This is a genomic window from Cupriavidus necator (genome assembly GCF_016127575.1).
Lineage (GTDB): Bacteria > Pseudomonadota > Gammaproteobacteria > Burkholderiales > Burkholderiaceae > Cupriavidus > Cupriavidus necator_D.
On sequence record NZ_CP066019.1, the window covers coordinates 527,957 to 549,433 of the forward strand.

General features: G+C 67.7%; 22 protein-coding genes. 18 read left to right on the forward strand and 4 right to left on the reverse strand.

Going from position 1 to position 21,477, the window contains the following annotated elements; genetic code table 11:
• Nucleotides 1–97: 97 nt before the first annotated feature.
• Complete coding sequence (locus I6H87_RS21420) at nucleotides 98–2,302, reverse strand: phosphocholine-specific phospholipase C (protein ID WP_011616665.1); 2,205 nt, start codon at nucleotides 2,300–2,302, stop codon at nucleotides 98–100.
• A 46-nt stretch (nucleotides 2,303–2,348) separates the two neighbouring features.
• The gene (locus tag I6H87_RS21425) at nucleotides 2,349–2,558 is read right to left on the reverse strand and encodes a hypothetical protein (RefSeq protein ID WP_037025585.1); all 210 of its coding nucleotides are present in this window, start codon (nucleotides 2,556–2,558) and stop codon (nucleotides 2,349–2,351) included.
• Nucleotides 2,559–2,844: 286 nt separating this feature from the next.
• Between I6H87_RS21425 and I6H87_RS21430 the strand changes: the two genes are divergently transcribed.
• The gene (locus tag I6H87_RS21430; protein WP_010810426.1) at nucleotides 2,845–3,018 is read left to right on the forward strand and encodes a hypothetical protein; all 174 of its coding nucleotides are present in this window, start codon (nucleotides 2,845–2,847) and stop codon (nucleotides 3,016–3,018) included.
• 6 nt (nucleotides 3,019–3,024) lie between these two features.
• On the opposite strand, the gene I6H87_RS21435 is transcribed toward I6H87_RS21430, so the two are convergent.
• On the reverse strand, nucleotides 3,025–3,915 hold the full coding sequence (locus I6H87_RS21435) for a LysR family transcriptional regulator (RefSeq protein ID WP_010810425.1): 891 nt from the start codon (nucleotides 3,913–3,915) through the stop codon (nucleotides 3,025–3,027).
• Nucleotides 3,916–4,027: 112 nt separating this feature from the next.
• Between I6H87_RS21435 and I6H87_RS21440 the strand changes: the two genes are divergently transcribed.
• From I6H87_RS21440 to dmpG, 17 genes are all read left to right on the forward strand, one after another.
• Nucleotides 4,028–5,146 (forward strand): muconate/chloromuconate family cycloisomerase, encoded by a 1,119-nt coding sequence (locus tag I6H87_RS21440; protein WP_010810424.1) that lies wholly within the window; start codon nucleotides 4,028–4,030, stop codon nucleotides 5,144–5,146.
• 64 nt (nucleotides 5,147–5,210) lie between these two features.
• Complete coding sequence (locus tag I6H87_RS21445) at nucleotides 5,211–6,206, forward strand: tripartite tricarboxylate transporter substrate binding protein (RefSeq protein WP_011616667.1); 996 nt, start codon at nucleotides 5,211–5,213, stop codon at nucleotides 6,204–6,206.
• A gap of 156 nt (nucleotides 6,207–6,362) precedes the next feature.
• Complete coding sequence (poxR, locus tag I6H87_RS21450) at nucleotides 6,363–8,090, forward strand: phenol degradation transcriptional regulator PoxR (protein WP_011616668.1); 1,728 nt, start codon at nucleotides 6,363–6,365, stop codon at nucleotides 8,088–8,090.
• Between the two features lie 502 nt (nucleotides 8,091–8,592).
• Complete coding sequence (locus tag I6H87_RS21455; protein WP_010810421.1) at nucleotides 8,593–8,817, forward strand: phenol hydroxylase subunit; 225 nt, start codon at nucleotides 8,593–8,595, stop codon at nucleotides 8,815–8,817.
• A 50-nt stretch (nucleotides 8,818–8,867) separates the two neighbouring features.
• On the forward strand, nucleotides 8,868–9,863 hold the full coding sequence (locus I6H87_RS21460) for an aromatic/alkene monooxygenase hydroxylase subunit beta (RefSeq protein WP_010810420.1): 996 nt from the start codon (nucleotides 8,868–8,870) through the stop codon (nucleotides 9,861–9,863).
• A 32-nt stretch (nucleotides 9,864–9,895) separates the two neighbouring features.
• Complete coding sequence (locus tag I6H87_RS21465; protein WP_010810419.1) at nucleotides 9,896–10,177, forward strand: MmoB/DmpM family protein; 282 nt, start codon at nucleotides 9,896–9,898, stop codon at nucleotides 10,175–10,177.
• A 35-nt stretch (nucleotides 10,178–10,212) separates the two neighbouring features.
• Nucleotides 10,213–11,733: an aromatic/alkene/methane monooxygenase hydroxylase/oxygenase subunit alpha gene (locus tag I6H87_RS21470; protein WP_010810418.1), complete on the forward strand. Its 1,521-nt coding sequence runs from the start codon at nucleotides 10,213–10,215 to the stop codon at nucleotides 11,731–11,733.
• Between the two features lie 32 nt (nucleotides 11,734–11,765).
• Nucleotides 11,766–12,125, forward strand: coding sequence for a phenol hydroxylase subunit P4 (locus I6H87_RS21475; protein WP_010810417.1), 360 nt, complete (start codon nucleotides 11,766–11,768; stop codon nucleotides 12,123–12,125).
• Between the two features lie 37 nt (nucleotides 12,126–12,162).
• Entirely contained in the window at nucleotides 12,163–13,230 is a 1,068-nt protein-coding gene (locus tag I6H87_RS21480; protein ID WP_011616669.1) for an NADH:ubiquinone reductase (Na(+)-transporting) subunit F, read from the forward strand.
• 11 nt (nucleotides 13,231–13,241) lie between these two features.
• Nucleotides 13,242–13,565: a 2Fe-2S iron-sulfur cluster binding domain-containing protein gene (locus I6H87_RS21485; protein ID WP_010810415.1), complete on the forward strand. Its 324-nt coding sequence runs from the start codon at nucleotides 13,242–13,244 to the stop codon at nucleotides 13,563–13,565.
• A 71-nt stretch (nucleotides 13,566–13,636) separates the two neighbouring features.
• Complete coding sequence (locus I6H87_RS21490; protein WP_011616670.1) at nucleotides 13,637–14,572, forward strand: catechol 2,3-dioxygenase; 936 nt, start codon at nucleotides 13,637–13,639, stop codon at nucleotides 14,570–14,572.
• Between the two features lie 115 nt (nucleotides 14,573–14,687).
• A complete protein-coding gene (locus tag I6H87_RS21495; RefSeq protein WP_041687992.1) occupies nucleotides 14,688–16,142 on the forward strand; it encodes a 2-hydroxymuconic semialdehyde dehydrogenase in 1,455 nt (484 codons plus the stop codon).
• A gap of 9 nt (nucleotides 16,143–16,151) precedes the next feature.
• Entirely contained in the window at nucleotides 16,152–16,934 is a 783-nt protein-coding gene (gene dmpE, locus I6H87_RS21500; protein WP_011616672.1) for a 2-oxopent-4-enoate hydratase, read from the forward strand.
• A gap of 36 nt (nucleotides 16,935–16,970) precedes the next feature.
• A complete protein-coding gene (gene dmpH, locus I6H87_RS21505; RefSeq protein WP_010810411.1) occupies nucleotides 16,971–17,759 on the forward strand; it encodes a 2-oxo-3-hexenedioate decarboxylase in 789 nt (262 codons plus the stop codon).
• Between the two features lie 23 nt (nucleotides 17,760–17,782).
• Nucleotides 17,783–17,974: a 2-hydroxymuconate tautomerase gene (locus I6H87_RS21510; protein ID WP_010810410.1), complete on the forward strand. Its 192-nt coding sequence runs from the start codon at nucleotides 17,783–17,785 to the stop codon at nucleotides 17,972–17,974.
• A gap of 24 nt (nucleotides 17,975–17,998) precedes the next feature.
• Entirely contained in the window at nucleotides 17,999–18,943 is a 945-nt protein-coding gene (locus tag I6H87_RS21515; protein WP_010810409.1) for an acetaldehyde dehydrogenase (acetylating), read from the forward strand.
• Between the two features lie 17 nt (nucleotides 18,944–18,960).
• Entirely contained in the window at nucleotides 18,961–20,025 is a 1,065-nt protein-coding gene (dmpG, locus tag I6H87_RS21520) for a 4-hydroxy-2-oxovalerate aldolase (protein ID WP_011616673.1), read from the forward strand.
• Here the strand turns inward: dmpG and I6H87_RS21525 are convergent.
• Nucleotides 19,986–21,464 carry a serine hydrolase domain-containing protein gene (locus tag I6H87_RS21525; RefSeq protein WP_231881491.1) on the reverse strand — a complete coding sequence of 493 codons (1,479 nt, stop codon included), beginning with the start codon at nucleotides 21,462–21,464 and terminating at the stop codon, nucleotides 19,986–19,988. The genes dmpG and I6H87_RS21525 overlap by 40 nt on opposite strands.
• Nucleotides 21,465–21,477: the final 13 nt, after the last annotated feature.

The following is a 21,477-nucleotide window of genomic DNA, read 5'->3' on the forward strand; positions in this document are numbered from 1 at the left end:
GCAAGTCGATGCGACTGCGCCTTGATCCTGCATGCTGCATGCAAGAGCCCGCCACGCCGAGGCACGACGGACTCCGCTCATCCCCGCAGGCAGGGCATCAAACCACTCCCATCTCCGGATCGCTGACCGCGTCCTCGCCGGTCTCCATCCGCCCCGCAAGGCGCCGCGCGAACGACGGGCTGGCCTCGCAGGTCACGACGAAGTCATACCAGTTGCCGCTGTCGGCCACCGGCCATTCCAGCGTTTCCACCTTGCCCCGCTTCAGGCTTTGGGTCCACGGGCCGTCGTCGCGGTAGGCCAGCGCCGTGACGGTGAAGGTCACGTCGGCATCGCTGTCGTTATGCAGCTTCACCTGGATCGTGGGCTTCCTGCACGGGTTGTAGCAGACCTGGATTTCGGTGGACGTGGTCACCGCTTCGTTGATATCGCCGGAGAACGAGCGGTGATAGCCGTTGGGCCCCAGCACCCACAGGTCGTACTTGCCGCCGTCGGCATTGATGTTCCACACGTCGTCCAGCGTCTTGCCGGCTTCGACCACGTAGCGGCGCGGAATGCGGTCGAGGTGCAGCTTGTCATAGACGTGGAACAGCGCGCCGGCCTGGTTGGTGCTGGCGTTGGCGAACAGCAGGCGGACTGCCTTGGATGCGGCATCGACGCGTGCACTGGTATGCAGTTCATATGGCAGCTTGCGCGACGGACGCGTGCCGGTGTCCTGCTCAGGCAGCGCGGGCGTGGCCGGCACCGGGATCGCCGGCTGGGTCTGCTGCCATGCGGTCAGGCTGGTGGCGTCGGCACGGGTGGTGCGGCCGGCCAGCGTGGGCAGGGTCTCGGTGTTGGGCGTGGCAAAGTTGAAGGCGCTGGTCAGGTCGCCGCAGATGGCACGACGATAGGCGCTGATCTGCGGCTCCATCACGCCGAAGCGCGCCTCCAGGAAGCGCAGCACCGAGGTGTGGTCGAACACTTCAGAGTTGACCCAGCCGCCGCGGCTCCACGGCGACACCACCCACAGCGGCACGCGCGGGCCGGGGCCGAAGGGCTTGCCGTCCTGCGGCGGCTGCTTGGCCGTGGCGGGCTGGAAGTTGAAGTACTCGTACGCCATCTGCGCGTCGTCGAGGGTCGACTTGCCGGCCAGCGTGCCGTCCAGGTTGCGCGACGGCGCGGTCGGCGGCGGGCTGTGGTCGAAGAAGCCGTCGTTCTCGTCGAAGTTGATCAGCAGCACGGTCTTGCTCCAGACCTCGGGCGATGCCGTCAGCGCGTCCAGGATGGCCTGCACGTACCAGCCGCCCTTGGCCGGGCTGGACGGGCCGGGGTGCTCGCTGAACTCGGCCGGCGGGATGATCCACGACACCTCGGGCAGCTTGCCGTTGAGCACGTCGTCGCGCAGCGACTGCAGGAAGCCGCCGTCGGACATGGTGTTGCAGAAGCCCTTGGCCAGCGGGCTGTACTGGTCGTCGATGTCGGGGTTGTAGGGCGGGTTGACGCCGGTGCCGGCGGTGTTGGAGAGCTTGCGTCCGACGGGCATCTTCTCCATCTCTGCGCGCCAGTGCCGGAAGCTCATCATCTGGTTGCAGCCATAGTTGTCCGGCACGTTCTGGTAGACCTTCCAGCCCACGCCGGCGGCCTGCAGGCGGTCGGCATAGGTTTTCCAGGTCCAGCCTTCGGTGGAGGGGCCAACATCCGCGCCCGCGTTGAACTCGTTAATCATCACCGCGACGTTGTCGCCGGTGGGACCATTGCTGCCGGTCCAGTAGAACAGGCGGTTGGGAATGGTGCCGGTGTGCATCGCGCAGTGGTAGGCATCGCACAGCGTGAAGGCGTCAGCCAGCGCGCGCTGGAACGGGATCTCGGCGTCATCGTAGTAGCCCATCGACAGCGCTTTCTTCGCGACCGGCCAGCGGTCCATGCGCCCGTGGTCCCACGCGGCCTGCGCATCGGGCCAGGTGTGCGGCGTGCCGCCCGCGCGCTGCGCGTTGCCCTGGGTTTCGTCGAGATGGTAGGGCGTCAGGAGGTTGCCGTTGGCATCGGTCTGGTAGAACGCGTTCTTGCCATTGGGCAACGGGATCGCGAAGCGGTCGCCGTAGCCGCGCACGCCCTTGAAGGTGCCGAAGTAGTTGTCGAACGAGCGGTTTTCCAGCATCACCATCACGACGTGCTTGACGTCCTGGATGGTGCCGGTGGCGTTGTTGGCCTCGATGGCGAGCGCGCGGCGGATGCTGGGCGGAAAGCTGGCCAGCACCGCGGCGGCGGCGCCGGTGCCGAGGCTGGTCTTGAGGAAATGTCGCTTAGACGGGTTGAAGGTCATGGCTGTCGCTGGTCGGTCTGTCGCTGGATCGGAAAGCGGGCCCGCATCACGGGGCGCAACGCGTGGTGCAGGTGCCGGGCTGGTCAGGCTTGCCTGGCTGGTCCGGCTTGGTGCCATTGGCGCCGCTGGGCTGGAGGGTGCCGCCCGTCGCGCCCGGCGAATCGTCGCCGCCGCAGGCGGTAAGCATCAGTGCGAGGGTGAGGGTGCCGGCCGCCAGCCATGGCCGGGCGGAACGCGACAGCAATGAAGGTCTCATGTGTGCATGCCCTGTAGTCGTTGAGGGGGATAACGATTGCCGAGCCCATGCGCCGACATCGGATGCAGGCCCATGGACTTCCGCCGCGCGGACGACAAGCGCGGGGAACTGGCCGGTTCGGGTGCGGTTGGCCTTGGCTTGTCGTGACAGCGAGCGATTGTTGATTGGTCAAATGTCAGATGTTTGACATCAAACACATTTGGCGATTTGGTTTTGTAACCAAAAGTGTCGCGCTGGCAGAGTTGGCAATTGCTGGCTGGCCCCGCCCGCTCTCAGTCAGGCTGGCGTGCGTGGGGCCCCATCGTGTGCACACAAGCGGCACCTGAACGCGATCGGGCGCGGCGCGCTGGATGCCGAGGCGCTGGCTGGCGACATCAGCCGGGCCACCCAGTCGCAGGACATCCGCGAAGGCGCGCTGGCCTGGAAGGAAAAGCGCACGCCGCAGTTCACCGGCACCTGATGCAGCTTACTGCGCCTGCCGCATCACCCATTCCACCGCCCGCGCCAGGAACGGTGACGTGTCGCCTTCGCGATAGCTCATGATCACCGGCGACACGAAGCCCGGCGCGTCGATCGGGCAGTAGCGCACGTCGTCACGATGCAGGCGCTGGATCGAGGCCGGCACCAGCGTGATGCCGATGCCGGCCGCCACCAGCCCCAGCGCGGTCTGCAGTTCGTTGGCCTCCTGCGCCACACGCAACTGCAGGCCCTGCGCGCGGAACATCGACAGCAGGTGGTCGGCATAGCTGGGCCGCGGCCGGGCCGGGTAAAGAATGAACGGCTGCGCCGCCAGCGCCTGTGGCGTCAGCGCCTTGCGGCGCGGCGCGGGCAGGCGTGCGGGCAGCGCTGCCACCAGTGGCTCGGCCATCACCACCTGCTGGCGGATGGCGGGATCGTTCAGCGCGATGCGGCCGAAGCCCAGGTCGATGCGGCCGGCCTTGAGCGCCTCGATCTGCTCCACGGTGATCATCTCGGCCAGTCCTACCTCTACCTGCTGGTCGTGCCGGTCTGATTCGCGCAGTTCGCGGATCAGTTCCGGCAGCACGCCATACAGCACCGACGGCACGAAGCCGATGCCGAACCAGCGCTTGTCCTGCCGCCCGATGCGGCGCGTGCCTTCGATGGTTTCTTCCAGCCGCTGCGTCAGCTGGGTGGTCTGCTCCAGCAGGAAGCGGCCGGCCTCGGTCAGCCGCAGCCCGCGGCCGACGCGGTCGAACAGTGCCACGCCCACTTCTTCTTCCAGCTGGCGGATCTGGCGCGACAGCGGCGGCTGCGCCATATGCAGCCGCTCGGCGGCGCGGGTGACGTTGAGTTCCTGGGCCACGACCTGGAAATAACGCAGGTGCCGGAGTTCCATTGGTGTCCTGCTCCCATACCTGTAGGGTATCGATTGAGACATCATCGGTCTTGGACGCCGGCAAAGTCAAGCCGCATACTTGGCTTCAATGATCAATTCGCATCGACAAGGTATGACCACGACTATCACTTCGGTGGAAGCCATCCTGGTGGACCTGCCCACCATCCGGGCACACCAGCTGGCCATGGCCACCATGCAGCAGCAGACGCTGGTGATCGTGCGGCTGCGCTGCAGCGACGGCGTGGAGGGCATCGGCGAGGCCACCACCATCGGCGGCCTGTCCTATGGCGACGAAAGTCCGGAAGGCATCAAGCTGACCATCGACACCTACCTGGCCCCCGCGCTGGCTGGCCAGGATGCCACCAACGTGCATGGCGCGATGGCGCGCCTGGGCAAGGTCGCGCGCGGCAACCGCTTCGCCAAGTCAGCGCTGGAGACCGCGTTGCTGGATGCGCAGGGCAAGCGCCTGGGCGTGCCGCTGGCCACGCTGCTGGGGGGCGCGGTGCGCTCAACCCTGCCGGTGCTGTGGACGCTTGCCAGCGGCGACACCGCCCGCGACATCGCCGAGGCCGAGCAACTGCTGGCCGAGCGCCGCCACCATACCTTCAAGCTGAAGATCGGCCGGCGCAGCGTGCGCGACGACGTGGCCCACGTGGCCGCGATCAAGCGCGCGCTGGGCGAGCGGGCGCGCGTCACCGTCGACGTCAACCAGGCCTGGAACGAGGCCGACGCCGCCACCGGCATCGCCATGCTGGAAGCCGCCGGCATCGACCTGATCGAGCAGCCCACTCCGCGTGAGCAGCGCATGGCGCTGGCCCGGCTGGCCGCGCGCTTCGTGGTGCCGATCATGGCCGATGAAGCGGTGTGCGGCCCGGAGGACGCGATGGAACTGGCGCGCATCGGCGGCGCCGACGTGTTCGCGCTGAAGATCGCCAAGGCCGGCGGCATCTTCGGCATGCTGCGCACCGCCGCGGTGGGCGACGCCGCCGGCATCGCGCTGTACGGCGGCACCATGCTGGAGGGCAGCGTCGGCACCATCGCCGCGGCGCATGGCTTCTGCACGCTGCCGCAGCTGGCCTGGGGCACCGAGCTGTTCGGACCGCTGCTGCTCAAGGACGATATCGTGCAGCAGCGCCCCGAGTACCGCGACTTCAGCCTGCACCTGCCTGAAGGCCCCGGCCTGGGGCTGGCGCTGGACGAAGACAAGCTGGCGCACTACCGGCGCGGCTGAACTGGCAGGCAGCGCACCCCCCGCATGGCACACCGGTGCCTGCACGCATCAAGTGAGGAGACCAATGAAGACGTTATTCCAGCGGCTGGCAAGCACCGGCCGCGCAGGGGCGCTGGCACTGGCTGCCGGCCTGTCGTTCGCAGCGCCGGCCGCGCACGCGGCCTATCCCGACCATCCGATCCGCTGGATCGTGCCGTTCCCCGCGGGCGGTGCCATGGACAATATCGCGCGCACGCTGGGCGAAGACATGTCGCGCACGCTGGGCCAGGCCATCGTGGTCGAGAACCGGCCGGGCGCCGGCGGCAATATCGGCGCCGAACTGGTGGCGCGCGCGCCCGCCGACGGCTACACGCTGATCATCGTTGCCAACGGCATGGCCGTGAACCCGGCGCTGTACGGCCGGCTGAGCTACGACCCGGTCAAGGACTTCGCGCCGGTGTCGCTGCTGGCGGTGGTGCCCAACGTGCTGGTGGCCAGCAAGGCGCGGCGCCAGGAAAGCACCGTCAAGGACGTGGTGGCGCACGCCAAGGCGGCGCCGGGCAAGTACACCTATGCCTCCGCGGGCAATGGCACCTCGATCCACCTGGCGGGCGAGCTGTTCACCTCGATGGCCGGCGTCGACATGCTGCATATCCCCTACAAGGGCAGCGGCCCGGCCATGACGGACCTGCTGGGCGGCCAGGTCGACTACATGTTCGACAGCATCACCTCGGCCAGGCCGCATATCGAATCGGGCAAGCTGACGGCGATCGCGGTCACCACCAGCAAGCGCTCCAGCGCGCTGCCCAACGTGCCGACGGTGGCGGAGGCCGGCCTGCCGGGCTATGAGCTGTCGCCGTGGTTCGCCGCCTTTGTGCCGGCGAAGACGCCGCAGCCGGTCATCGACACGCTCAACCGCGCCATGCTCGAGGCGCTGCGCAAGCCTGCGGTGCAGAAGCGGCTGGCGCTGATCGGCGCCGAGCCGATCGGCAGTTCGCCGGCGGTGCTGCGCGAGCACCTGGCGAAGGAAACCGACAAGTGGGGTGTGCTGATCCGCCAGCGGGGTATCCGGGCGGATTGAGCGGCCCGGACCAACGCGGTTCATAGGGAGACGCCCCCGGAAATGCTCCGGGGGAATGTCATTGCCCTGCCCCCGTCTCCCTGGCACATAATGTGCGTAAGATGCCAGCCGAAAGGCACACTCGAGCGGATCACCCGCCGGCACTGAGGGGAGACAATGAGCAGTTCAACCGACAAGTTCTCGGCCACCATGCGCGATGGCCTGGCCGATCTTGCCCGCCGCCTGCGCTTCGCCATGGAGGAGGGTGCGATCTGGCTGGACGAGCAGCGCATGATCCTGATCCATACCGCCGCCCTGGGCGCGCTGCGCAAGGAACTGGTGGACACCCTGGGCATGGAGCGCGCGCGCGGCCTGTTCATGCGCATGGGCTTCCATTCGGGCATGCGCGATGCGGAGGTCGCGCGCAAGCTGCGCGCCGGCCACAGCGACTTCGGCCAGCTGGAGATCGGGCCCTGCCTGCATACCATCGAGGGGGTGGTGCGGGTCACGCCGGTCAAGGTCGACATCGACATCGCCGCCGGCATCTACGATGGCGAATTCCTGTGGGAAGACTCCTTCGAGGGCGACGTCCACCGCCAGCTGTTCGGCATCGTCGACGAGCCTGCCTGCTGGATGCAGATCGGCTACGCCACCGGCTACACCTCGGCGCTGATGGGGCGCACCATCCTGTACCGCGAGGTCGAGTGCATCGCCTGCGGCCATCCGCACTGCCGCATCATCGGCAAGCCGGTGGAAGCCTGGGAAGACGGCACGCAGGCGCTGGCGCTGTACCAGCCCGATCCCGTGATCGAAACCATCATCGCCTTGCAGAGCGAGGTAGAGCACCTGCGCGCGCTGCAGGGCACCCCGGCCACGCCGGCCGACCTGGTCGGCACCTCGCCCGGCTTCCGTGCCGCCTGGGGCCTGCTGCAGCGGGCCGCGGCCAGCAACGTGACGGTGCTGCTGCTGGGCGAGACCGGCGTGGGCAAGGAGCGGTTCGCGCAGGCGCTGCACAGCGTGAGCGGGCGCGCCGACAAGCCCTTCATTGCCGTGAACTGCGCGGCGATTCCCGATGAGCTGATCGAGTCCGAGCTGTTCGGCGTGGAAAAGGGCGCCTTCACCGGCGCCAGCCAGTCGCGCCCCGGGCGCTTCGAGCGTGCGCATGGCGGCACGCTGTTCCTGGACGAACTGGGCGAGCTGTCGGCCTCGGCCCAGTCCAAGCTGCTGCGCGTGCTGCAGGAAGGCGAGGTCGAGCGCGTGGGCGGCACCGGCACGCGCAAGGTGGATGTGCGGCTGGTGGCCGCCACCAATGTCGACCTGGCCGAAGCCGTGAAGCAGGGCACCTTCCGCAAGGACCTGTACTACCGCCTCAACGTCTACCCGGTCACGATCCCGCCGCTGCGCGAGCGCCTGGACGACATCCGGCCGCTGGCCGAGCGCTTCGTGGCCCGCTACGGCGCGCGCCACGGCAAGCGCATCGTCGGCATCACCGACCGCGCGCTGGCCGAGCTGCGCCACTATGACTGGCCCGGCAATGTGCGCGAACTGGAGAACGTGATCGAGCGCGGCGTGATCCTGGCCAGCCAGGGCGGCCAGATCACCGCCGACCACCTGTTCCTGCCGGGCACCGTGGCACCGGTGGTGGATACCGCGCCGCGGCTGGGCGCGGGCGGCACCTTGCCAGACCTGCGCGAAGCCGCGGTCCATGCGCTGCTGGACCAGATGTCAGAGCAGCAGCTGGCGCTGGGCGACGTCGAGACCGTGCTGATGGAGGCGGCCATGCAGCGCGCCGACGGCAACATGAGCCAGGCGGCGCGGTTGCTCGGCATTACGCGGCCGCAGCTGGCGTATCGGTGGAAGATGCGCGGTACGCGTGCCGGTAACGGGCACGGCAACGGTAACTGACGCCGTTTCCTCGCCTCAAGTGCCGAGGGTTTGCTCCCCTCTCCCGCTTGCGGGAGAGGGAGCGCGCCGGTGGTCATCAACATCGATCGCGTCTTCCACGCGCCTCGAATTCCAGCTTCTTCCCCACTTGATCATTTGATGCAGCCCCTCCGGGCCGCGCATCGGCCCGAAGTTGCCCGATGCTGCACCGCGCCAGCGATTTTTCCCTGCCAGATCAAGTCTTCTCACCCAGGTTGCCCACGCACGCTGCTGCGCCGCAGGGCAATCCCATCCGCATCTGCTCGCTGCCCGCAAACGCCCGCCCGGCGCGGCTTTTGATCATTTGATCAAGACCTGTGCGCAGCTTCATCAATTCATCGATGCGTTTCGCGCGGACCTTTCCGGGTTAACGCGCACGCTCGCCATCGCCGATTCCCCGTAACCCTTGTCCCACAACGCTTCGCGCTTGCTGGCACGGTCTTCGCAGTAAGGCCTGCGTCCAGCCAACGCAACGGAGCGCGCCATGAACACCCCGTCGGTTCCCCTGTTCGAAGCCACGCCGCGCTATGTGCGGGTCGAGGGCCGCACCCCCGAAGGGTTTGTGCAGTTCGCCTTCAGCGTGGCCGACCCGGAGCTCAACGTCGAACTGATCATGCCGGAACCGATGTTCGAAGCCTTCTGCTGCGTCAACCGCGTGCGCTTCCTGCCCCCGCTGGAAACCGCGCCGCAGCCGCAAGCCGACGACTGACGCCGCAGCCACCGCATCACAAAGAGAGAAGGGATACAGGAGACCAAGCGATGCAAGTCGATATCAAGACCCAGCAGATCCAGCCGCTGCGCCAGACCTACGGCCATGTCGCGCGCCGCTTCGGCGACAAGCCGGCGTCGCGCTACCAGGAGGCGACCTACGACGTGCAGTCTGAGGTGAACTTCCACTACCGCCCCACCTGGGACCCAGGCTTCGAGCTGTATGACAAGCGCCGCACGGCGATCGTGATGCAGGACTGGTACGCGCTGAAAGACCCGCGCCAGTTCTACTACGGCGCCTACGTGACCGCGCGTGGGCGCCAGCAGGATGCAACCGAAAAGAGCTTTGCCTTCGTCGAGAAGCGCGGGCTGCTGCAGGCGCTGCCGGCCGAATGGCAGGAACGCCTGGCCGTTGGCCTGCTGCCGCTGCGCCATGTGGAGTGGGGCGCCAACATGAACAACTTCTACTGCGCCGACTATGGCTGGGGCACGGCCATCACGCAGGCCTGCACCTATTGCGCGATGGACCGCCTGGGTATCGCCCAATACCTGTCGCGCATCGGCATGCTGCTGGACGGCAATACCGGCGTGGCGCTGGAGCGGGCCAGGGTGGCCTGGCTGGAGAGCGCCGCGTGGCAGCCGCTGCGCCGCTTTGTCGAGCACACCTTTGTCACCGGGGACTGGTTCGAGACCTTCGTCGCACAGAACCTGGTGCTCGACGGACTGCTCTACCCGCTGGTCTACCAGCATGCCGACGCGGTGATCGCGCGCGCCTGCGGCACCGGGCTGGCGGTGCTGACCGAATTCATGAACGACTGGCGCGACGAGCACGCACGCTGGGTCGATGCCGTGATCCAGGCCGCAGCGGCCGAGTCCGACGCCAACCGCGCGCTGCTGTCGGGCTGGGCGCGCGCCGCCTGCGCCGAGGTGGCGCAGGCGCTGGTGCCGGTGGCCGATGCGCTCACCGGCGAAGACGGCGCGCAGATGGTGGCGCTGTGCCGCGAGCAGTTCGAAGTCCGCCTGGGCAGGCTCGGCCTGGCTGCCTGATCCGCCCACGACGTACCCCACGGAGACACGCCATGTCAGCCACCGCTGCCAACGTCTATATCGCCCTGCAGAACAACGACGACACCCGACCCATCATCGACGCCATCACCGAGGCCAACCCGCATGCGGTGGTGTCGCAGTTTCCCGCCATGGTCAAGATCGACGCCCCCGGCCACCTGACCATCGTGCGCGAACTGGTGGCCGGCAAGCTCGGCCGCGACTGGGACCTGCAGGAGATCCACCTGAACCTGATCTCGCTGTGCGGAAACATCGACGAAGACGAAGACGCCTTCACGCTGCGCTGGAACGCCTGACCGGGCAGCGGCACACAGAACATCACGGAGACATCATGGACGCACGCAAGAAGCTCAACCTGCGCGAGAAGTACGCCTCGATGACGCGGGACCTGGCCTGGGAAACGACCTACGAGCCGATGGACAAGGTCTTCCCGTTCGACAAGTACGAGGGCATCCGCATCCACGACTGGGACAAATGGGAAGACCCGTTCCGCATGACCATGGATGCCTACTGGAAGTACCAGTCGGAGAAGGAGCGCAAGCTGTACGCGATCATCGACTCGTTCGTGCAGAACAACGGCCACCTGAACGTATCCGACCCGCGCTACCTGAACGCGCTGCGGTTGTTCCTGACCGGCGTGACGCCGCTGGAATACGCCGCCCACCGCGGCTACGCGCACCTGGGCCGCCATTTCCGCGGCGCCGGCGCGCGCGTGGCGGCGCAGATGCAGTCGGTCGACGAGCTGCGCCACGCCCAGACCCAGCTGCACACGCTGTCGGTCTACAACAAGTACTTCCACGGCTTTGGCGAATGGCGCCACATGCACGACCGGGTCTGGTACCTGTCGGTGCCCAAGTCCTACTTCGAGGACGCGATGAGCGCGGGGCCGTTCGAGTTCATCACCGCGATCTCGTTCTCGTTCGAGTATGTGCTGACCAACCTGCTGTTCATGCCGTTCATGTCCGGCGCCGCCTACAACGGCGACATGGCCACGGTGACCTTCGGCTTCTCCGCGCAGTCCGACGAGTCGCGCCACATGACGCTGGGCCTGGAAGTGGTCAAGTTCCTGTGCGAGCAGGACCCCGGCAATATCCCGATCCTGCAGAAGTGGCTGGACAAGTGGTTCTGGCGCGGCTTCCGACTGCTCACGCTGGTCGGCATGATGATGGACTACATGCTGCCCAAGCGCGTGATGTCGTGGGCCGAGGCCTGGGAGATGTACTTCGAGCAGGCGGGCGGGGCCCTGTTCAAGGATCTGGAGCGCTACGGCCTGCGCATGCCCAAGTACCACGAAGTGGCCACCAGGACCAAGGACCGCATCACGCACGAGGCCTGGGCCACCTTCTACAACTACGCGGGCGCCGCCGGCTTCCACACCTGGGTGCCCAAGGCCGACGAGATGGCATGGCTGGCCGAGAAGTACCCCCAGACCTTCGAGCGCTACTACAAGCCGCGCCTGGACCACTGGCAGGAGCGCCAGCAGGCCGGCGAGCGCTTCTACAACACCACGCTGCCGATGCTGTGCCAGACCTGCCAGATCCCGATGGTGTTCTCGGAGCCGGACGACCCGACCCAGACCTGCTACCGCGAAAGCAGCTACCACGGCATGAAGTTCCATTTCTGCTCGGACGGCTGCAAGGACATCTTCGACGACGAGCCCGCCAAGTACGCGCAGGCCTGGCTGCCGGTGCACCAGATCTACCAGGGCAACTGCGGCGGCGCCACGCTGGAGGACGTGCTCAAGTGGTACCGGCTGAACCCGGGCGCTGACAACCTCGACTTCGAGGGCTCGCAGGACCAGCGCAACTGGAACGCGTGGAAGGGCATCGGGCCTGCCGCGGACGCCGCCTGAAGCGGCCCCCATCACAAGACAAGGAGACAACCATGCCCGTCGTATCCATCGGCGACTACGCCTTCGAGGCGGCCGACCGCGAGGCCGTGTTCCACGGCAACCGGCTGCTCTATATCGGCTGGGACGGCCACCTGCTGTTCTGCGCGCCGCATTGCTTCCCGTTCCCGCCGTCGATGCCGCTGCGCGACGTGGTCGACAAGGTGCTGCCCGGCGTCTACGGCTACCACCCCGACTTTGCCCGCATCGACTGGGGCCAGGTGCAGTGGCTGCGCGGCGGCCAGCCCTGGCAGCCCGACCTGGACCGCTCGCTGGAAGAGAACGGCCTGGGCCACAAGGACGTGATCCGCTTCCGCACGCCGGGGCTGGACGGCATCGGCGGCAGCCGCAGCTGAGGCGCATGGTCGAACGCACCACCGGAAGGAGACCAAGATGTATTCGCTGACCATTGAACCGATCGGGCAGACCATCCCCATCGCTCCCGGGCAGACCGTGCTGGACGCCTGCCTGCGCAACGGCGTGTGGCTGCCCCATGCCTGCTGCCACGGGCTGTGCGCCACCTGCAAGGTGCAGGTGGTGGACGGCGAGGTCGAGCAGGGCGAGGCCTCCAGCTTCGCGCTGATGGATTTCGAGCGCGACAACGGCCAGTGCCTGGCCTGCTGCGCGACCGCGCAGTCGGACCTGGTGATCGAGGCCGACATCGAGGAAGACGCCGATGCGCTGGGCCTGCCGCTGGCCGACTATCGCGCCGAAGTTGTCGAGACGCGCGCCCTGACGCCCACCATCCTGGGCATCTGGCTGCGTGTGAAGGATGGTGGACGCACGACCTTCCAGGCCGGTCAGTACGTCAACCTGAACGTGCCGGGCTGCGACCAGCCGCGTGCGTTCTCGCTGGCCAACGCGCCGGGCGACGAGCTGGTCGAGCTGCACGTGCGGCGCGTGCCGGACGGGCAGGCCACCGGCTACCTGCACGACCAGCTGGCGGTCGGCGACGAATTGTCGTTCTCAGCGCCCTATGGCCGCTTCTTCGTGCGCAAGTCGGCGCAGGTGCCGATGCTGTTCCTCGCGGGCGGCTCCGGCCTGTCCAGCCCGCGCGCGATGATCCTGGACCTGCTGGCCGCCGGCGAGACCCTGCCGATGACGCTGGTGCAGGGCGCGCGCAACCGCGGCGAGCTGTACTACGACGCCGAGTTCCAGGCACTGGCGCAGGCCCACCCCAACTTCCGCTACGTGCCCGCGCTGTCGGACGAACCCGCCGACAGCGGCTGGAGCGGCGCGCGCGGCTACGTGCATGACGTGCTGCACCAGCTCTACGCGCAGGACGGCAATGCCGACTTCCGCGGCCACAAGGCCTACCTGTGCGGGCCGCCGCCGATGATCGAGGCTTGCATCCGCACGCTGATGCAGGGCCGGCTGTTCGAGGCGGATATCCACACCGAGAAGTTCCTGTCCGCGGCCGATGCGCAGAACAGCGCGCGCAGTCCGCTGTTCAAGATCTGAGGAGGCCGGCCATGCATACCGTCGAGATCGCCGGCAGCGGGCTGCGCTACCCCTGCGCGGCGGAGCAGAACCTGCTGCGGGCCATGGAAGTGCTGGGCCAGCGCGGCATCCCCGCCGGCTGCCGCGGCGGCGGCTGCGGCGTGTGCAAGGTCCGCATCGAAGCCGGCGACTTTCACGCCGGCAAGATGAGCCGCGCCTGCCTGTCCGAAGCGGAGCAGCGCGACGGACTGGTGCTGGCCTGCAAGACCTACCCGGACAGCGATATCCGCCTGCGGCCGGTGGCCCTGCTGCAGCGCTGCCTGGAAAAGCAGCGGTGGCGCGAACAGGGCCGGTAGCACGCAAACGAAGCACAAGCAAGGAAGGTGGCACCCACACAACGCCACCCCACCACACCAGGAGACCCATCATGGCATTGACAGGCGTATTGCGACCGGGGCATGTAGCCCTGCGCGTGCTGGAGCTGGAACCGGCGCTGAAACACTACACCGAGGTACTCGGCTTGATCGAAACCGCGCGCGATGCGCAGGGCCGGGTGTTCCTGAAGGCATGGGACGAGCACGACCACCACAGCGTGGTGCTGCGCGAGGCCGACAGTCCGGGCATGGACTACATGGGTTTTCGCGTCGACAGCGGCCACACGCTGGAGCGGCTGGCGCAGGAGGTGGAGCAATCCGGCCTGGCCAGCGATTGCAAGTGGATCGCCGCGGGCGAGCACCCGCATACCGGCGTGCGCTTTCGCTTCACCATCCCGACAGGGCATGCGATCGAACTCTTTGCCGACAAGGACAAGCTTGGCTGCAAGACCGGCGACCTCAATCCCGACCCCTGGCCGGACGACCTGCGCGGCATGGCGCCCAGCCGCTTCGACCACTGCCTGCTGTATGGCGACGATGTCGACGGCACCGTCAAGTTGTTCCGCGACGTGCTGGGCTTTTCTCTGGCCGAGCAGGTCGTGGCCGGGGCCGACGGCGAGATGCTGATCGGTGCCTTCCTGACCTGCTCGAACAAGGCGCACGACATTGCCTTTATCCGCCACCCGGAGAAGAACCGCTTCCACCATGCCTCGTTCCTGCTTGATAACTGGAGCGAAGTGTTGAAGGCGGCCGACATCATCTCCAAGAAGGACGTGTCGCTCGACATCGGCCCGACCCGTCACGGCATTACGCGTGGCGCGACGATCTACTTCTTCGATCCCTCGGGCAACCGCAACGAGGTCTTCTCCGGCGGCTATATCCACTACCCGGACAAGCCCACCATCACCTGGACCGATAACGAGCTGGGGCGCGCGATCTTCTACCACGACAGGAAGCTGAACGAAGCGTTCTTGAATGTGCTGACCTGAGCGCGAACGCTCGCCTCCCGCTCGTTTGCTCCCTCTCCCGCTTGCGGGAGAGGGAGCACCCAATCGATGAGCGGAGGATTGCCGTGCACGAATGCTTCAATACCAGAGAAACAACATGAAAGACTTCAAGAACTTCATCAACGGCGAGTGGGTCGGCACCGCGCGGACCTTCGAGAACCGCAATCCGGCCGACAACAGCCTGATCGGCCACGTGCACGAGGCCGGACAGGCCGAGGTCGACGCCGCGGTGCGGGCCGCGCGCAGCGCGCTGCAGGGACCGTGGGGCCGCATGACGGTGGCGCAGCGGGTCGAGCTGCTGCACGCGGTGGCCGACGGCATCAACCGCCGCTTCGACGAATTCGTGCAGGCCGAGATTGCCGATACCGGCAAGCCCTTCGGGCTGGCCAGTCATATCGACATCCCGCGCGGCGCGGCCAACTTCAAGGTCTTTGCCGACCTGATCCGCAACGTGCCGACCGAAAGCTTTGCCATGGACACGCCCGACGGCGGCAAGGCCATCAACTACGCGGTGCGCAGCCCGCGCGGCGTGATCGGCGTGGTGTGCCCGTGGAACCTGCCGCTGCTGCTGATGACATGGAAGGTCGGGCCGGCGCTGGCCTGCGGCAACACCGTGGTGGTCAAGCCCTCGGAGGAGACCCCCGCCACCGCGACGCTGCTGGGCGAGGTGATGAACGAGGCCGGCGTGCCGCCCGGCGTCTACAACGTGGTGCACGGCTTTGGCCCGGATTCGGCCGGCGCGTTCCTGACCGCGCACCCGCAGGTCAACGGCATCACCTTCACCGGCGAGACCCGCACCGGCGAGGCCATCATGAAGGCAGCGGCCAACGGCGTGCGGCCGGTGTCGTTCGAGCTGGGCGGCAAGAACGCGGGCATCGTGTTCGCCGATGCGGATTTCGACAAGGCCGTGGCCGGCATCACGCGCTCGGCGTTCGAGAACAGCGGCCAGGTGTGCCTGGGCACCGAGCGCGTCTACGTGCAGCGGCCGATCTTCGAGCGCTTTGTCGCCGCGCTGAAGGCGAAGGCCGAGGGCCTGAAGCTGGGTCGGCCCACCGAGCCCGGCGTGAACATGGGCCCGCTGGTGTCGCACGAGCACCGCGACAAGGTGCTGTCCTACTACCGCAAGGCCGCCGGGGCCGGCGCCACCGTGGTCACCGGCGGCGGCGTGCCGCAGATGCCGGGGGCGCTGGCCGAAGGCGCCTGGGTGCAGCCCACCATCTGGACCGGCCTGCCGGAAAGCGCCGCCGTGATCCGCGAGGAGATCTTCGGGCCGTGCTGCCATATCGCCCCGTTCGACACCGAAGAGGAAGTCATCGCGCTGGCCAACGACACCCCGTACGGCCTGGCCGCCACGGTCTGGACCGGCGACCTCGGCACCGCGCACCGCATGGGCAGCGCGCTGGACGTTGGCATCTGCTGGATCAATGCCTGGTTCCTGCGCGACCTGCGCACCGCCTTTGGCGGCGCCAGGCAGTCCGGCATCGGCCGCGAGGGCGGTGTCCATTCGCTCGAGTTCTACACCGAGCTGCGCAACGTCTGCGTCCGCCTGTGAGGTCCCGTCATGCATAACGAACTTATCCTTGAGATCGGCGCCGGCCTGCACCATGCGCTGGCCTCCCGTCGCCCGGTGGCGCCGCTGACCGAATCGTGGCCGGAGCTGAGCATCGACGATGCCTACCGCATCCAGCTGGCGATGGTGCAGCATCGGCTCGACGCCGGCGAGCGCGTGGTCGGCAAGAAGATCGGTGTGACCAGCCGCGTGGTGATGGACATGCTCGACGTGCGCCAGCCCGACTTTGGCCACCTGCTGTCCGGCATGGTCTACCCCGACGGCGCGGCGATTCCCGCCGACACCCTGATCGCGCCCAAGGCCGAAGGCGAGATTGCCTTCGTGCTGAAGGAAGACCTGGAGGGGCCGGGCGTGACCAATGCCGACGTGCTGCGCGCCACCGCCTATGTGCTGCCTTGCTTCGAGATCGTCGACTCGCGCATCCGCGACTGGAAGATCCGCATCCAGGACACCGTGGCTGACAACGCATCGTCAGGCGTGTTCGTGCTGGGCGATGCCGCGGTGGACCCGCGCAGCGTGGACCTGGGCACGGTCGGCATGACGCTGGAGAAAAACGGCGAGATCGTCGCGACCGGCGCCGGCGCGGCCGCGCTCGGGCATCCCGTCAATGCGGTGGCGTGGCTGGCCAATACGCTTGGCCGGCTGGGCATTGGCCTGAAGCGGGGCGAGGTGATCCTGTCCGGCTCTCTTGCCGCGATGGTGCCCGTAACCGCCGGCGACCAGCTGCGCATCAGCCTGGGCGGCATCGGCTCGGCCGGCGTGCGCTTCGTCTGAACCCGACCCATTTTTCAATTCAGCGCAGGACATGCCATGAATCTGACACACGACACCATTGCCCGGCTCGCCGAGCACCTGGAGAACGCCGAGCTGCAGCGCGAGGCGGTGCGCAAGATCACCGACGAATACCCGGACATGGACTGGGACGACGCCTACGCCATCCAGGACGCCATCCGCGCGCGCAAGGAGGCGCGCGGCACCCGCATCGCCGGGCTCAAGATGGGCCTGACTTCGTTCGCCAAGATGCGCCAGATGGGCGTGAGCGACCCGGTGTACGGCTTCCTCACCGACTATGGCGCCTGCATGGACGGCGCCGCCATCGATACCGGCACGCTGATCCATCCCAAGGTGGAAGCCGAGATCGCCTTCGTGCTGAAGGCGCCGCTCAAGGGGCCTGGCTGCCATATCGGCGACGTGCTGGCCGCGACGGACTTCGTGGTGCCGGCGGTGGAGGTGATCGACTCGCGCTACGAGAACTTCCGCTTCGACCTGAAGAGCGTGATTGCCGACAACACCTCGTCGGCGCGCTTCGTCGTGGGCGGCACGCACCGCGGCGCCGAGGGGCTGGACCTGAAGAACCTGGGCGTGGTGCTGGAGAAGAACGGCGAGGTGGTGGCCACCGCGGCCGGCGCGGCGGTGCTCGGGCATCCGGCCAACAGCGTCGCCATGCTGGCCAATATGCTGGGGGCGCGCGGGCGCGAGCTGCCGGCGGGCACCTTCATCATGACCGGCGGCGTGACCGAGGCCATCGCGGTGGCGGCCGGCGACAACATCACCGTTCGCTACCAGCACCTGGGCACGGTATCGATGCGCTTCACCTGAACCGCGTAGCAAGGAGACACACCATGCCAATCATGCAGGTCTTCCTGATCGAAGGCCGTACCGACGAACAGAAGGCGCGCCTGATCCGCGCGCTCACCGATGCCGCGGTCGAAGCGGTGGGCGCACCGGTGGAAACCGTGCGCGTGATGATCACCGAGGTGCCGAAGGCGCAGTTCGGCATCGGCGGCAAGACCGCCACGGAACTGGGCCGCTGACGCCCACGCGATAAGGACAACGACATGGACATGAAAGCAAGCGGCCACCACAAGGTGGCCATCATCGGCTCCGGCAATATCGGCACCGACCTGATGATCAAGGTAATGCGCCACGGCCGGAGCCTGGAGATGGGCGCCATGGTGGGCATCGATGCCGCGTCGGACGGGCTGGCCCGCGCCGCGCGCCTGGGCGTGCCGACCACGGCCGAGGGCATCGACGGGCTGGTCGGCATGCCGGGCTTCGGCGATATCCGCATCGCCTTCGATGCCACCTCGGCCGGTGCTCATGCGCATCACAACCGCGTGCTGCAGCAGCACGGCGTGCGCGTGATCGACCTGACGCCGGCGTCGATCGGCCCGTACGTGGTGCCCGTGGTCAACCTGGACCAGCACCTGGATGCCCCCAACATCAATATGGTCACCTGCGGCGGCCAGGCCACCATCCCCATGGTGGCGGCGGTGTCGCGCGTGGCCAGAGTGCACTACGCCGAGATCGTGGCGTCGATCTCGAGCAGGTCGGCCGGGCCGGGCACGCGCGCCAATATCGACGAGTTCACCGAGACCACCAGCCAGGCGCTGTGCTCGGTGGGCGGCGCCGCGCGCGGCAAGGCCATCATCGTGCTCAACCCGGCGGAACCGCCGCTGATGATGCGCGACACGGTCTTCACGTTGTCGGAGGACGGCGATGAAGCGGAAATTGCGGCGAGCGTCGAAGCGATGGCGCAGGCAGTGCAGGGCTACGTACCGGGTTACCGGCTCAAGCAGCGCGTGCAGTTCGAGCGTATCGCCGCGTCGGCGCCATTGAATATCCCCGGACTGGGACCGATGAGCGGGCTCAAGACCTCGATCTTCCTGGAAGTGGAGGGCGCCGCCCATTACCTGCCGGCCTATGCCGGCAACCTCGACATCATGACCAGCGCCGCACTGGCCTGCGCCGAGCGCCTGGCCGAGACCCGGCTGTCCGCATGAGCCGCAGGGAGACAAAGATGACCGCACAACCCACCAAGAAGCTCTACATCTCGGACGTGACGCTGCGCGACGGCAGCCACGCCATCCGCCACCAGTACAGCCTGGAGCACGTGCGCCGCATCGCGGCCGCGCTCGACGCCGCGCGCGTGGATTCGATCGAGGTCGCGCACGGCGACGGGCTGTCGGGCTCCAGCTTCAACTACGGCTTTGGCGCCCATACCGACCTGGAATGGATCGCCGCCGTGGCCGAGACCGTGCGCCATGCCCGCGTGGCCACGCTGCTGCTGCCGGGCGTGGGCACCTTGCACGACCTGCGCGCCGCCTATGATGCCGGCGCGCGCGTGGTGCGCGTGGCCACGCACTGCACCGAAGCCGATGTCTCGCGCCAGCACATCGAATATGCGCGCGAACTCGGCATGGACACCGTCGGCTTCCTGATGATGAGCCACATGACCACGCCCGCGGCGCTGGCGCAGCAGGCGAAGCTGATGGAAAGCTACGGCGCCCAGTGCGTGTATGTGGTCGATTCCGGCGGCGCGCTGGGCATGCAGGACGTGCGCGAGCGCTTCCGCGCCTTCAAGGACGTGCTCAGGCCGGAAACCCAGACCGGCATGCACGCCCATCACAACCTGAGCCTGGGCGTGGCCAATTCCATCGTCGCCGTGGAAGAGGGCTGCGACCGCGTCGACGCCAGCCTGGCCGGCATGGGTGCCGGCGCCGGCAACGCCCCGCTGGAAGTCTTTATCGCCGCCGCCGAACGCCTGGGCTGGCAGCACGGCTGCGACCTCTACACGCTGATGGATGCCGCCGACGACATCGTGCGCCCGCTGCAGGACCGCCCGGTGCGCGTCGACCGCGAGACCCTGGCGCTGGGCTACGCCGGGGTCTATTCAAGCTTCCTGCGCCATGCCGAGGCCGCCGCGGCGCGCTACGGCCTGGGCACGGTCGACATCCTCGTCGAGCTGGGCCGGCGGCGCATGGTGGGCGGGCAGGAAGACATGATCGTGGATGTGGCGCTGGATTTGCTGGCGCGGCGCAGTGCTCAGGCGGGGCAGGCAGTGCCGTCGGCGGCGGTGGCCTGACCGTCGGCAGGCGCGGTCAGGGCGACGCCGGCGCGGCGCGCGCCGCAACGATCGCCAGCATCGGGCCGCTCACGCTCAATGGCCAGGGCCGGCTGCGCGGCAACCTGCGCGTCAGTCGGTCCCCGCCGTGGTCGCGTCGCCGCTTGCCATGCGGTGGAAGACAATATCGTCGACCAGCGGTTCCAGCGGTGCCGCAATGCGGTCGATGGTGCCTTCCCGGTTGTAGAGGAAGGTGAGGGCCAGGTTGTCAGGATGGATTTCGGCGGGTTTTTCGGCGGTGGTGAACACATCGTAATGACGATGGGCGAGCTGGCCGGACATGCCGCGCCAGCGCCAGACTTGTCGACCCGCAGCTGCGCGAGCATTTCCTGGCGCCGGGCGCGCATGCGGCCGAGCCAGTCGATGGGCGCATGGCCGCGCAACTGGTCCAGGGCCGCATAGGTCAGCAGCGCGGTCACCGCGCTGGGTGCCCGGTTGGTCAGCACCGCAATGCCGATACGCCTGGATGGCATCAGCGTCATCAGCGCCGCCCAGCCCAGCCAGCTGCCGCTGTGCGAGACCGTGCGCTCGCCGCGGTATTGCTCGACCGTGAGGCCAAGGCCGTAATGCTGATCGCCGACCTCCGGGAACTCCGACATGCCGATATGCACGCCTGGCGTCATCATGTCGCGCACGATCGCCGGCGATAGCAGGGCACGCCCGCCAACCTTGCCTTCATCCAGCAGGCAGCGCATCCATTTCGCCAGGTCCTCCACCGAGGTGGCGAGGCCACCGGCCGGCTTCACAATGGAGGACCAGTTCGCACGCAAGCACTCGCTTGCAACCATCGTATGCGGGTGCGCGTGGTCGGGAGCGGCGGCCAGGGCCTCGGCGCAGAAACCGAAGCGTGAGAAACCCAGCGGCCGCAGCAGGCGCTCCTCGGTGAAGTCCTCCCAGCGCTGGCCGCTGAGGCGCTCGGCCACATGGCCGGCGATCACGTAGCCAAGGTTCTGGTACTGCCAGCGTTCGCGCAGGTCACGGCTGGGCGCCAGGTGGCGCAGCCGTGCCAGCAGTTCGCCGGTGTCGAGGTCGCCCGGGGTATGGAGCCAGTCGTGGCGCGGCATGCCGCTGTGGTGGCAGAGCAGGTCGCGCACCGTGATGCGCTCGGTGGTGACGGCATCGTGCAGCCGGAATCCCGGGATCAGGTCGCGTACGGGCGTGGCCCAGTCCAGCCTGCGCTCGTCCACCAGCAGGCCCAGGCCGGCCGCGGTGAAGGACTTGGTGATCGAGCACAGCATGAACTGCGTGGCCGTTGTCACCGGTGCTGATCCGGCGCTGTCGCGGACGCCGTAGCCCAGCATCAGGACGGGCTCGCCGTCGCGGATCACGGCCAGCGCAAGCCCGGGGATCTTCCAGTCCGCCATCGACTCTTCGACCAGTGCATCGAATCCGTTCAGCATGGGGCATTCCTGG